Source organism: Snodgrassella sp. B3882, from assembly GCF_026535915.1.
Lineage (GTDB): Bacteria > Pseudomonadota > Gammaproteobacteria > Burkholderiales > Neisseriaceae > Snodgrassella.
The window spans coordinates 1-13723 of the sequence record NZ_JAFNPF010000001.1 but is presented as its reverse complement, the minus strand read 5'-3'; the positions used below and the strand labels follow the sequence as shown (position 1 = coordinate 13723).

Genomic DNA, 13723 nt, shown 5'->3' with positions numbered 1-13723 from the left:
TTAATGTCAACATTTAATTAATTTTCAAATCATTATCCATTGATATTTTATTATTTAAATAAACTAGACTTTATCATCTTCTACGTACCTTTTTACATTTATGACCTGGTGGAAGAGGCTTAAACTCATCATTATTAAGTTGTTCAGACTGAGATTGAAACTTTCTAAGTTTTTCTATATCCAAATGAGTAGTTAAAATACAAGCATTATCGCCTCCTTTAACATAAAGCATGGTTTTATTTTCCGTTTTCGTTGGACGTAAAACACAAGATCCTCCATACTGAGAAGTATTTGATAGAACGGTGTAACAATGTAGGTCTCTCACCGCTGATTCAAGGATATGTTGGTAATAATTGGTATCTTTATTCCAAACGCATGCGATTAATAAATCAATTTCTGATTTGAATAAAACCCTATGAGTTATATCCGCAAGCTCAAAACAATTGTAAGATGCAAACGAAACACCTCGCCATAAAACTTTATGATAGAAAGCATTTGAGCGGTTTTGTTCATTTCCTACTTTAAGATGCAACTTCTCAATATGTTCCTTCTCCTTTGGCGCATAATGATTTTTGATTCGGGCAGTTACCAGACAATTTTTATATTTAGAAGAGATTTTAAAGGGCAATGCTTCAATAATCAGATTATAAGCACGATTATTGATAACCCAGTGTTCCAACCCGAATATCAAACCAATTTGATGTCTACGGGCGAAAGAAACCATAAATGGAAGCCAGCTAACGGGTATAGAAACTTCTGGTAAAATAAAAATATCTGCTTTTTCTTTTAAAGCAGAATTCAACATTAAATATAGCTCTTCTTGCCTTTGAAAAGATAAATTAGGTTTTTGGTCTCTTCCAAAAGCTGACTTAATATCACTTTCATTTACTTTCAAATTTGCTATTGCGAGAGATAATGAATCAGTTTTAGTTAGTTTAGCTTTAATCTTTAAATTATGTTTTTTTATCTTACCTTTTTTATTTTTCGTTAATTTAATAATGGTTGACATACTATCCCTTTGTAAAATTTTTTCGTCATACCATTTAATAGTTTCTTTAATCCATTTGTATAATTCATTTTTTGAAACATATTCTTTTTGATTAAATAACTGAATTTCATCAAAATGTATAAATCGAGGAGAATACTCTAATTTTTTTTCATTCAAAAGATGATTATCAGTATTTAAAAACTCTTCTTCATTAGTCAAATCATCTTGATAATCCGTATAATTTATTAATGGCCACGCAACTAAGTGATGTCGGATAAAATTTGCTTGTCTAAACTGCCTGGCAAATTTTAAAATTTGAGTATCCTGTTGAAATTCTGAATTTTCAATATTAATAAGCCCCAAACTGATTCCTAATGAAAGTTGACTATATTGTCTTAAATCATCATGAATCTGTGATTGAATTAAATTTTTTTCTTTATCAGAAATATTAAAATTACATTCTATTTTAATTATTTCAGTCTTAATATATTGATAAAATAGATTAATAAATGATTTTTCTTTTATAACAATAGCATATTGAAATATCTTTTCCCACAACCTAAAAAAATGCAGTGCATTTTTGCCCTTAAAGAAAAGTTTAATTTGATTTAAAACTTTGTGTTTATCATCTATTTTACATAATCTATGTGCAGTAATATGACTAGCCAGATACTTAGCCAATTCAGTTTCATTTTCAGCAATGCCAACGATACTGCGTAATTTATTCGGGGACCCTTCATACAATATATCATATGCAAATTGTTCAAGCTCTTTATGAATATGTTCACTTGGCAAAAATTTAAATGCACTACTGCGTTCGTCTAATTCTTTTTTAAATATATCAAGCCCAGCCCGACTATGATTCCCATCATAAAATTGCAAAATCAATTTATTTTTTTGTATCGGCAAACAATTTTGGTTTATTTTGATATAGTAATTCGTATTGTCTTCTTTTGATTCATCCTGTTCATTTGCCTCATTCCCTTTAAATAAAATTCCCTCAAAATAGTCTTTAATAAATGTGTCGATAGTATCGTTTTCATTACTAACCGAAGCATTTTCTATCACAATTAATATATCATCAACATATCTACCATAATATATAGGATTAACTAATTCCCTAATAGCCGTATCAAAATCACATAAATACCAGTTAGCGATTATTGCGGAAGAGGCCAAGCCGATAGGTAGTCCTTTTTTAAAACGTCCTCCATCTGCTGGTATATGTAGATCTGGATGTGTTAATTGCAAATATTCAGAAATTTTAGCGAGATAGGTTGTATAAATTTTTTTTATTATTTGATTAAGAGTTAAAAATGTAGGTAAAGCAGTATTGTCTTTATAATACTCCATTATCTCTTGATCAATAGCATTCAAATCTAAATCTATATTATAAAAATAAGATGATAAATCTAAAGACAATAGAGCAACATCAGTACTATTTTCAGTTATGTTAGATGCAATTGAGATAGCCTGATCGCGCCATTGGTTATACTGGTTTATAAAATATTTAAAAAGAACTTGTTGCTTGGTATTTTCACTAAACCGCAACGCACTTTCAGACATTCGATTTCCATAATTATCCTTACTGATTTTGGACTCAAGTACCGGACCTACATAAAGACACCAAAGCATATCTACAATATGTAATTCCACAGGGGCACTAATGAAGTAATTAAGACTACTAACAGAGTAAGACTCTTCTTCTCTTATATTACTGATAAATAAACCTTCCTGTTGCTTGGGTTTATCCTTCAATTTAACATGCTTAGGTAATAAATGAAAATCAATAGCTTTAAGCCAGCATTGTAATATAGAGGAATTGTCCAAATCTATGGAACGGACACAATCCACAATTTCATCAAAATGAATTTCAAAGTTTTCTTCATTTTCAAACTGAGCAATGCGTTGTTTTAAAAATAAATTTAAATTATCATAATACGCATAATTTTTTAAATACAAATAAGCCTGTTTAACTATTTTTTTATCTTGTTCCATTTAACCCCCCCCTTAACAACAACCTATTGGTAAAAGAGTAAACTTTATTTGGTGCATTCAATCGAATTTAGGCTATTCTTATAATTTTGAAAATTTAAAATCTTTCAGTCAAATCTCTATAATTAATTCAATTAAAATGCTATAAATTTCTATTATTCTTAAATTGTAACTATCAACTTGAAATTTTCTACTACAACTGTGATAAATTAATATCAATTATATCTTATACACGTTCAAAATTTAATTTCAATCGTCATATTTTTTTAAGCTAATCTCTATATCTAAATATAAAAAAACTGGCAATCTAATATTGAAAGCCAGCTTATTATATAGCTTAGTCAATCATTCATCTTCAATCAACGCATCCACAAATGCTCTGGCATCAAACGGGCGTAAATCATCAATGCCTTCTCCTACACCGATAAAACGCACCGGAATTGGGCGTTTAGCAGCCAGAGCCGCTAAAATACCACCCTTAGCGGTACCATCTAGTTTGGAAACAATCAAACCAGTTAGACCAAGAGCATCATCAAAGGCAACGACCTGATTAATGGCATTCTGACCAACATTGGCATCCAACACCAGCATCACTTCATGTGGTGCTTCCGGCATAGATTTTTGAATAACCCGTTTTACTTTTTTAATTTCTTCCATTAAATGCAGCTGCGTAGGCAGTCGACCGGCAGTGTCAGCCAATACCACATCAATGCCACGCGCCTTGGCCGCTTCCATGGCATCAAAGCAAACAGCCGCCGAATCGCCAGATTCTTGCGCGATGACCGTCACGTTATTGCGTTCGCCCCATTGCTGCAATTGTTCACGCGCGGCAGCGCGGAAAGTATCACCTGCAGCCAAAAGCACGCTTTTGCCCTGACTTTGAAAGTATTTGGCCAACTTGCCGATACTGGTGGTTTTACCGGCGCCATTGACACCAGCCATCATAATCACAAATGGTTTAACTTCTGGGGTTAAAACTAAAGGTTGTTGCAACGGTAATAACAATTCATATAAAGCTTCTTTCAGGGCACTGCGCAATTGATCGCCATTTTTCAAACCCTTCAGACTCACACGCTGGCGCACCTGAGCGAGTAATTTTTCCGTGGCTTCAATACCCATATCACTGGTCAACAAAACTGTTTCCAGTTCTTCATACAAATCTTCATCAATTTGACCGCCACCAAACACCGAAGCCAGCGATTTGGCCATCTGATTGCGCGATTTGCTTAAACCTTGTTTCAACCGAGCAGCCCAACCCAACTTGCCGGCTGACATGCTTGATTGATCGGTTGAGTCTGTTGAAACAGGTGCAGATTCAGCACCATCCGCTTGCAAGATTTCGTTTAGTGGCTGTGCAGGGGTGACGGTTATCACCGGCTCTGCCACCACTTCAGTGGGGACGATTTCTACTGTGGATTCAGTCTCTTCTTCCTCGGACACTGGCGCAGAAACAGGTTTGGCGTGTTCAGTCGTCACCGTTGCGGTTACCTGTTGCTCAGATTCTGCCTGCTGTATTACCGTTGCATTATCTTCAACTACTGAATTTTGTTGTGTTGTCTGATTTTGCTCTTCTACTGTAGGTTCAGTATTTTTTTTGCGTTTAAAAAAACTAAACATGAATAATTCCTGATGCTGGATTGAATCCAATTACAATTAAATATTGCTGCTGGTCTTTGAAATAATTTCGCTATTGTACCCCAGCAAGTATTGATTTGATAATGTATTTATAATGATGCGATCTGATTAGTGACCACTTGCTTATAGCTGGCAAATGCTAAAAATACCCATTTCACCGCGCAGCTTTCAAAATGTTTAAGAAACTGATCTTCTACAGCATAAAGCTGTATTTATATTTACTTCACTAACTGATAACCTGTTAAATAAGAATCAATTTATATAAAACTTAGTCTCAACCTTCTCATAATACTTATATAGATGAGACAATGAGAATAAATATTGCCAATAACCATTGCGCCCAGCCTGACGTCTAAAACGAAAATTTGGTTACCATTTTTGCATCAGTCTCTTACCAGAAATGCGTAAAAATATCTTGATCCATTTGTCTCCGCCACGATTGCTATATCAAAAATACATCTAATTTATATCTATTGTGTGCCAGTCTTTATGCCAGACAACAGCTAAGGCAAACCACAATTCATTTCCATCAATCTGAGTATTTAAATCATTTCAGCTATGGTATTTGCCTGTTGAATTTTGATCGACATGATGACGAGATAGGTTGGTGAAGCGATGTGTTGAATTCTTCAGAATTAGCTAATTGGCTTTAGGTACGTAGTTAAAAATCAGATTAACAATTCTGCCCAAGTTTCCGGCTGAGTCCAGCTTACTCGATGGAGATGAGTTTCATTGCGATTATAGGGTTGATCATAAATCCAGTGTTGCCATTGTGGCAGCAGACTGCCGGTGATCTGCGGTTTGTCATCGATCAGAATATCACCCCGTACCCACGTTTTATCTTTGGCTAAAATAATTCGATTTACCCAGTCTTCACCTAGATGCTCACCGACCCAATCAAACTTTTCTGTGACACAGTAATGATATTCCTGAATGGGTGAAGTACAAATGCGTACATCATGACCAGCGGCCAACAAGCGCTTAGCAGCAGCAATCCCGCCTGCCAAAGGCGGTAAGGCGGCAAAAAAACCCTTAGTGGCATAAATTTGCGATAATTGTTGGTGAAATTGCGGCGCGATGTCCTGACGCAAATAAAAATGCCGCCGTTGCTGCATGGGAAAGGGTTGCTGAAAAGTTTGTAGCCACAATTGACGCACACCTTGTTCAAAATCGGCCAGCACACCATCTTGATCCAGCAGTATTAATTTTGGTGCCATAACATCATCCCAGATTGGCTTTATTCATAACCATACTTTTTTACAGCATATTTTTCAAAGCCAGACGCACACCTTCACTAACATCTGTACCTTCGGGCAGATTTTTACAGGCCTGACGGGCTTCTTTATCGTTATAACCGAGGGCAATCAGAGTATGAATTATAACGTCATGCTGGCTATTTTCCGCAATCGTTATTGCACCATCCGGCTGAGTTGAGCTCACAAGCTTACCTCTAAGCTCTAAAACCATACGTTCTGCGGTCTTTTTCCCAATGCCGGGGGCAGCAGTCAAGCGTTTTATGTCTTCATTTGCCACTGCTGAGGCCAGTTCATCACTGGTTAATGCAGATAAAATGCCTAAGGCAATTTTAGCACCAATTCCACTAACTTTGACCAATGCCTGAAAGGTTTCGCGTTCTTCTTTACTGCTGAAACCAAATAGCAGATGCGCATCTTCGCGCACGACCAGTTGCGTATACAACTGCACTTCCTCGCCAATCGCCGGAAGCGTATAAAAAGTTTGCATAGAGACCTGTGCTTCATAGCCTACGCCATGAACATCCACAATAACCGATGGTGGATTTTTTTCCAGCACAATTCCACGTAAACGACTGATCATCGAACTTTCCGCCTAAGATAAAAGATAATTATATCTCCCGTTCAAACAAACTGGGCAAATTATCATCTTTTGCGTATAACTTTTGCTTCTTGAGCTAGCCTACTGCTGGCTGTTTCAAAGGTTCTTCTGCTCAAATTTTTTACCGCCCGCCCAGAAATATCAGTAACAAAAATAGCAAATGAATTCACAAATTGAGTAAACGACTACATGATCTTTCGCTTGTCATCCATAAAATAGTCATAACATACTGACATAGTTGCCCTCATAAATCAGCGTTTTCATCCTGATCTTTTAGTTAGTGCCAGACTTACAGGTACTCTATTTTGACCCGAACCTAATAACACAAAAGCCCATGTTTAATAACATGGGCTTGAGGTCAATTTTTCTAGGTCATTACAGCGAAGTCAGTACAGACTTTTTCATTTCATCAGCACGTTGTTGCTGTTGGAAAGGACCCATACGGACGACATAACTTTGATTCACTTTGACTAACTTAGCCTGCTGCTGACTTTTAGCCTGCTGTAAATGCCGGCTGGTATTTTGCAAATAACGCTGCGCCGCTTCTCTATTATTAAAGCGTTGCAGATCTACATAGATATCAGCAGTTTTATTAGCTGGCTGAATACGCTCACCGGGTAAAATTTGTTCTACGCGTACCTGAGCGGTACCGGCACGAACAAAATCCAACTGACGCGCCGCAGCATAAGATAAGTCCATCACCCGATTACCATAAAAAGGACCTCGGTCATTAACACGCACTACCACACTTTTGCCATTGGATAAATTAGTCACCCGAGCATAACTGGGAATAGGCAAAGTCGGATGTGCTGCAGTCAACATATTGACATCAAAACGCTCACCAGATGAAGTACGTCGACCCTGAAAATTTTTGCCATAGTAGGAAGCACGTCCTACCTGATTGAAACTGGCTACTTTCTGGAGAGGATAGTAGCGTTTACCCGCTACCTGGTAGCTAAGATTAGCTGTTTTATGCAAGTTTTCGTTCGGTATTGAAGTGATACTGGTCACAGATTTTTTAGGGTGATAAACAGGCGCAGACAAATGTTTGTTTGCTTTAGCTGAAGCCACACCCAAGCTTAACGCCGCCATAAGACCAATAAAAATAACTTTAACCTTAATCAAACCGTCATTCCATTTCTTTGAGTAAAAGACGCAAAAAATCCAGAACATCAATATTCATAACAACATTCTGGAAAAAATTTACTGATAGAGTAAAACAAAAATGCAGCCATTCAATAGCTGAAGGAAAGGTAATAACCTTAATTGGCAAGAACACACATCTTTCGACACTTAACTCAGTGCCACAAGAAGCTGTTCAGAAAATAGCATATTGGCTGCCATAAAGTGTAAACAGTAACGTAGAAAATAATCAAATCAGTTACTTATCAGAGCGATACTATGCCAAAATATCTTTCTTCTGTCAAAAATTTTTACCTTGGATGAGCCAACGTCCACGCATAAATCTGCGCTGCGCCCCCATTCTTAAGGGTTTGCGCCAGTGCAGAAATTGTTGCGCCTGTGGTCGTAACATCGTCAATTAACAATAAGTTGCGATTTTTAAATGAATGGCGAAGCTGAAATACACCGCGTACATTATCCTGACGCTGTTTACTTTTCAAAGTAGATTGAGGTGGGCGATGACGACGATGAATCCCATGCATAGGTATCAATGGCAAAGCATAGTGGCGAGCAACAATAGCAGCCAGCATCTGGCTTTGATTAAAGCCTCGCTCAAACAACCTTTTCCTACTTAACGGCATCGCCACCACCCCGTCAAAAAGATCCGGTTGCATCCACTGCGGAGGTTGTGCCAGCATCAATGCAGCCAAAGTATCCAATATTGCCAACTGGCGCTGATGTTTGAATGCGCGCAATAATTGCTGTAAGGGCGCGGTATAGCTGTAACTGGCGTACAGCCCTTGTAATGGTTGACGCTTATACCGGCATGATTCACACACCACTGCATTGACACTAGTCGTCGTACAACGCGGACACAATTGCCCGCTGTCACGTTGCAGCGTTCGCAAATCAGCCCAACAAGCTCGACATAAACCAGATTGATGAGCGTTACCATGGCATAATAAACAATGTGGTACACCAATACACCCATGCCATAACGAAGTAAATAACGAAATTAATCCCATGACTACAACTCCGCATACCCTATTGATCCACGGTTGGGGGGCAAATCATCATATATTTGACCCACTACGCCCTCAAATACCAGCACCTTGGCAACAACACTGGTGGACACCAGACCTACCCGGCCATGGTACCGCTGCATTTTCTGGTCAGTTTAATCTTGAAGAGATAGCTGATCAGATGGCAGAACAAATCAGTACCCCGATTCATCTCGTTGGCTGGTCACTTGGTGGCATGGTGGCGCTACTGCTGGCTGCCCACCATCCGGATAAAGTAAAAAGCCTGTGTCTGACTGCCTCTCTGGTCAAACTATTAGCCAGCAGCGACTATCCGCAAGGTCTGCAACGCGTTAGCCTTGATATCATGGCTAAGCATTTTACAACTGATTATCCTAAATACATGCAGCAATTTCTACAACTGCAAATGCTGCATGCTCCAGCCGACGCGCAAAACAACATCAGTCAGCTGACAGCAAGCATCTGTCAATACGGCTCCCCTACCGCACTTAACGCAGCTTTACTTGCATTAAAACAGACTGACCTACGCCCACTCATAAGCAGCATAAACTGTCCGGTATTATTAATTTACGGCGGTCGTGATGCCATCACTCCGCCACGCATGGGTGAATATCTACATCAGCACCTACCGCAAAGTGAGTGGGTTTTGCTGCCACAGGCGGCACATGTCCCCTTTCTCAGCCACACTGCTGAATTTGCACAGGTTCTGAGTCAATTTTGGGAGAGACATAAATGATGATAACCTTGCCAAACCATCCGGATTGGTTTTTACAAGCACATTTGGCGGCCACACTAGATGAACGTCTGACCATACTCAAACAGCCACCGCACAAAATATTCCTCGCCGCTGCTGATGGCAATGAAAGTTACCGATTGCTGAAAATACGTTATCCGCACGCACAATTTCAGGAATTCGATAGTCGCACCGACTATCTGGCAGCAGCGCAAAGCCTTCGCAAAGCCAAACAAAACTGGTGGCAAAAAATCAGTGGTGATTTACCCGTACAAATCCATTCCGATCAATTACCAGACAATGCCATGGCTGATATGGTATGGAGTAATTTGGGGCTGGTGCATCAAGACAATCCCCGTCAAGTCATTAAAAATTGGGCAAGTGCCTTAAAGCCTGATGGTGTCTTATTTTTTAGTCACTTCGGACCAGACACACTAAAAGAAGTCATGACACTATGGCGCAAGCATGACATAATAGTGAAAGCTCAGCGCCTGCTGGATATGCACGATTTGGGTGATATGCTGTTGCACAACGGGTTTTACGATCCAGTCACTGACATGAATATGTTAACCCTGCAATACACCACCGTAGAACGATTCATTGATGACATGATTACTGCCGGAATATGGCAAACCCTGCAATTTGACAATGAGATCGAAGCGGTACGCATACTGGCCGATAGCTGGCAGCATCAACCCGTACATCATGTCACTCTCGAGCTATTATATGGACATGGCGTAAAAAAACAAACAATACCTGATCACACATCTACCATACAATTTTACTCACCCTCTCAATCGGTTAAATCGTGAAATTAAATATGAAGATCATATCTGGTTTACGCAATAGCATACTAACCCTGATTACAGCCATATCCATCAGTGCCTGTAACTTAACATCAACCAAACCAACTACACCCGCCACACCGGCCAAGCCGCAAGCCGTAATTGGATTGGCTTTAGGGGGTGGCGTGTCCAAAGGCTTTGCCCATATTGGCGTCATCAAAGTATTACAAGAAAATCATATTCCTGTACGAATCGTAACCGGTACCAGCGCCGGAGCCCTGGTGGGCAGTATGTATGCCTCCGGAATGAGTCCAGACAGATTAGAACTGGAAGCAGAAATTCTTAACAAAGCTGATCTAGTTGATCCAGTATTGTCCACTTCCGGTTTTATTAAAGGGCAAAAATTACAGGATTACATCAACAACAAAGTGCGCAACAAACCCATGCAACAATTTCCTATTCGTTTCGGTGCCGTTGCTACAGAATTTGGTACCGGACGCATGGCCGTTTTCACCAATGGTAACGCTGGACTCGCAGTACGCGCATCCGCCAGCATTCCTAATATCTTTCAGCCAGCTGTTATCGGCAACAAACGCTTTGTCGATGGTGGATTGGTGGCTCCTGTGCCAGTTACAGCAGCAAAACAGCTAGGAGCCAATGTGGTCATTGCCGTTGATATTTCCGCCAAACCAGCTACCCTGACCAGCACAGGCTTTTTTTCCTATTTTGATCAAAGCCTGAATATCATGAGTAGCTCCGCTCTGAATAGTGAATTGTCCAAAGCACAAGTAGTTATCCGTCCACAGGTACAAAAATTGGGCACCATAGGTGGCTTTGATCAAAAAGCACAGGCGATTAAACTGGGAGAAGACGCCGCCCGCGCTGCTTTACCTCAAATCAGAGCAGTTCTGTCTAAGTATCAGGTCAATTGATCCTCCTCATTTTTTATCACTTACAGGCTATCTCTAGATAGCCTGTTTGGTATTCTTAACTGCTGTAAAAAAAACAGTGTTTTCATTAACAACTGATCAACAATAGTCTCACCGTTCAACCAAATTTTTGCCGTGTTTCTGCCAAAATCGTGTATCAAAATTCTTACCAACATCCTGACCTGATTGAAACATTTAAAATGATTAACAGCATAAAAAATATTTTTCCCCTTCAGCAACCCGACCAAAAAAAATAATTATTGTTGAGTAAACATCCACTTGTCAGACAGCAGAAGAGCTCTTTTACCGCCAAAAAATCTACCAAAAAATACCTTTGGGCAAAAAGTGATGGTTTGGACAATAATACTTGACTATAATACTCAACTATTCAATCAAAGCGGGAAAACTGATGGACCTTCAAAACTTAGTTGCCTATAAAACACTTCCAATCTGGACGGCAGCCACCTTACCGGATGGATTTCGACAACAACATAATACCCAGCTAGGCACATGGGCAAAATTACATATAATCAGTGGGCAGCTCAACCTTGCCATGCTGGATGCCACAGGCAACGTCACCGCAGAATATCAATTTAGTGCAAACCAGCAACCCCCGCTGATTGAGCCTCAGCAATGGCATAAAATAAGCCATGTTTCGACAGATATTCAGTGCCAACTGACCTTTTATTGCCAAAAAGAAGACTACTGTGCCAAAAAATATGCCCTCACTCCTACTCACTCCGAAGTAATTGCTGCGGCGGCAAGATTAAAACCGGGAAGGGTGCTGGATCTAGGGTGTGGAGCTGGACGCAATGCACTGTATTTAAATATGCTTGGATTTGATGTGACCGCTGTGGACAAAAATGAAGCAAATATTGAGAAACTGAATCAAATCATCAATCAGGAACAGTTAAAAAACTTCCATGCCCAAGTTTATGACATTAATCAAGCAGACCTCACCGAAACTTATGATTTAATTATTAGTACTGTCGTTATGATGTTTTTACAGCCAGACCGCATACCAGCTATTATCAATAACATGCAATCAAACACGCGCTCAGGTGGCTACAACGTTATAGTCAGTGCCATGTCCACATCAGATTATCCGTGCCCCATGCCGTTTTCATTTACATTCAAAAACAATGAACTACGTGATTACTATCAAAACTGGGACATCATTAAATACAATGAAAATATAGGGACTTTGCATAAAACTGATAGCAACGGTAACCGGATACAATTACGCTTTGCCACCCTTCATGCGATCAAACCATAATACCTATTTATTGTACAACCCTATGGGAAATTTATAGACGTCCTATAGACATCCACAAATGATCGTTTAATCAGGTTTTATCAAGCATTTATACGCCTTAAATGGTGTTAATCCAAAGCTTAGCGGGCATTACTAAAAACAGTACCACGTTTGAGGCTTCATAACTTAGTCATAATGACCCGCTAAGTAAAAATAGTTTATATGATTATAGAATATTTTCTTAAACGGTTAGTCATCAAGCCAATTTGGTATACATGTTTCTACTTATTTATCTAAGCTTCATCCCGTAGCATCGTGCTCAGGGAAAACATCAAGCATGGATTTTAGTTTTCAGAGGGTAAACTGGATCCTGATACAACGATGTATCACCGATTCAGCAATATCCCATGAATTGATTACAGCTCCGAGGGGCAACATTAAAGTATTATTTTGATAGCAACCCTGCAAACATCGTATTATCGATGAGCAGATGACATACAATGGCTCGCAAGATTGAGCATACAGCTTCCGTTTTGCTGGCTTAGCAGCAGCCGATGCAAATAAAAAAACTAATGGCACCAATATGTATTAACATATTTTTTGTCCATCCAGAATTTTGGTCAGCTTTACTGGCTTTTGTCACCAAGGAATGAGAATATGACTGAAACAGAATTCGTAAATCATATTTATGCCGAAATGATTGAGTATAATGCGTATTATATTCAATCTTTGCAAAACCTGAAGCCAGAAAACATCAAAGATCCTGATTGGAAGAATATTAAAAATTTGTATGATCGTTTAGATGCCAAACAACGACTACAGCTTGAGCTATTCATGAAAATAATCAGCGCCAATACCATCGCCGGCATTTTTGCTAAACTTGATAATATTTCTGCTTTTGCTAATCAATCAGGTTGGTTCGAATTATATTCTGATGGCAAGAAAATAAGTGATAATCTACTGGATCTTTTTTGGGAAAAAATAGAGACCGATAATACATAAAACTTTGGTCATATTCAGTTACAGATGATCTAAATACCATGCCGATCAGTTTACTGCTTTCTAACTGACGATTATATAGAGCAAAAAAAGGCAGCATAGTTAAATGCTGCCTTTAGCTCAGATTTCTTGACCAAAATTAGAATGAATAATTCAAGCCTACTTTGGCACCTACATTTGAGTGACTGTTACTACCGAATTTTCCATCAAACTGTGCATAACCACTTACTGCTTTGCTGAAGTTTGCATTCAATCCTAGTTTCACTTCAAACTGGTTTTTACTGATATCTGATTTGACACGTGTACCATTAATCTTCGCTTCTGGAGTAGATGAATCATACAACCAGTTCGCTTCTACAAATGGCAACACCCCATAGCTATCTTTACC

At 39.1% G+C, this 13723-nt stretch carries 12 protein-coding genes; 5 read left to right on the top strand and 7 right to left on the bottom strand.

Annotation, left to right across the window (positions count from 1 at the left end):
- Positions 1 to 73: 73 nt before the first annotated feature.
- The 6 genes from J3U68_RS00060 to J3U68_RS00035 form a co-directional block, all read right to left on the bottom strand.
- On the bottom strand, positions 74 to 2986 hold the full coding sequence (locus tag J3U68_RS00060; protein WP_267373134.1) for a reverse transcriptase domain-containing protein: 2913 nt from the start codon (positions 2984 to 2986) through the stop codon (positions 74 to 76).
- A gap of 342 nt (positions 2987 to 3328) precedes the next feature.
- A complete protein-coding gene (gene ftsY, locus J3U68_RS00055; protein ID WP_267373133.1) occupies positions 3329 to 4600 on the bottom strand; it encodes a signal recognition particle-docking protein FtsY in 1272 nt (423 codons plus the stop codon).
- A gap of 686 nt (positions 4601 to 5286) precedes the next feature.
- Complete coding sequence (locus J3U68_RS00050; protein WP_267373132.1) at positions 5287 to 5835, bottom strand: 5' nucleotidase, NT5C type; 549 nt, start codon at positions 5833 to 5835, stop codon at positions 5287 to 5289.
- Positions 5836 to 5875: 40 nt separating this feature from the next.
- Positions 5876 to 6454 carry a Holliday junction branch migration protein RuvA gene (gene ruvA, locus J3U68_RS00045; protein ID WP_267373131.1) on the bottom strand — a complete coding sequence of 193 codons (579 nt, stop codon included), beginning with the start codon at positions 6452 to 6454 and terminating at the stop codon, positions 5876 to 5878.
- Between the two features lie 393 nt (positions 6455 to 6847).
- On the bottom strand, positions 6848 to 7645 hold the full coding sequence (locus J3U68_RS00040; protein ID WP_323811410.1) for a septal ring lytic transglycosylase RlpA family protein: 798 nt from the start codon (positions 7643 to 7645) through the stop codon (positions 6848 to 6850).
- A 260-nt stretch (positions 7646 to 7905) separates the two neighbouring features.
- On the bottom strand, positions 7906 to 8619 hold the full coding sequence (locus tag J3U68_RS00035) for a ComF family protein (RefSeq protein ID WP_267373130.1): 714 nt from the start codon (positions 8617 to 8619) through the stop codon (positions 7906 to 7908).
- On the opposite strand from J3U68_RS00035, the gene bioH reads away from it, so the two are divergent.
- From bioH to J3U68_RS00010, 5 genes are all read left to right on the top strand, one after another.
- Positions 8618 to 9370, top strand: a complete 753-nt coding sequence (gene bioH, locus J3U68_RS00030) for a pimeloyl-ACP methyl ester esterase BioH (RefSeq protein ID WP_267373129.1) — start codon at positions 8618 to 8620, stop codon at positions 9368 to 9370. The genes J3U68_RS00035 and bioH overlap by 2 nt on opposite strands.
- Entirely contained in the window at positions 9367 to 10179 is an 813-nt protein-coding gene (locus tag J3U68_RS00025; RefSeq protein WP_267373128.1) for a methyltransferase domain-containing protein, read from the top strand. The genes bioH and J3U68_RS00025 overlap by 4 nt, the downstream gene beginning before the upstream one ends.
- Positions 10180 to 10187: 8 nt before the next feature.
- Positions 10188 to 11084, top strand: a complete 897-nt coding sequence (locus J3U68_RS00020; protein WP_267373127.1) for a patatin-like phospholipase family protein — start codon at positions 10188 to 10190, stop codon at positions 11082 to 11084.
- 406 nt (positions 11085 to 11490) lie between these two features.
- Complete coding sequence (tehB, locus tag J3U68_RS00015) at positions 11491 to 12357, top strand: SAM-dependent methyltransferase TehB (protein WP_267373126.1); 867 nt, start codon at positions 11491 to 11493, stop codon at positions 12355 to 12357.
- A gap of 636 nt (positions 12358 to 12993) precedes the next feature.
- A complete protein-coding gene (locus J3U68_RS00010) occupies positions 12994 to 13338 on the top strand; it encodes a hypothetical protein (RefSeq protein ID WP_267373125.1) in 345 nt (114 codons plus the stop codon).
- A 136-nt stretch (positions 13339 to 13474) separates the two neighbouring features.
- On the opposite strand, the gene J3U68_RS00005 is transcribed toward J3U68_RS00010, so the two are convergent.
- A partial coding sequence (locus J3U68_RS00005) for an autotransporter outer membrane beta-barrel domain-containing protein (protein ID WP_267373124.1) occupies positions 13475 to 13723 on the bottom strand: 249 nt, incomplete at its 5' end.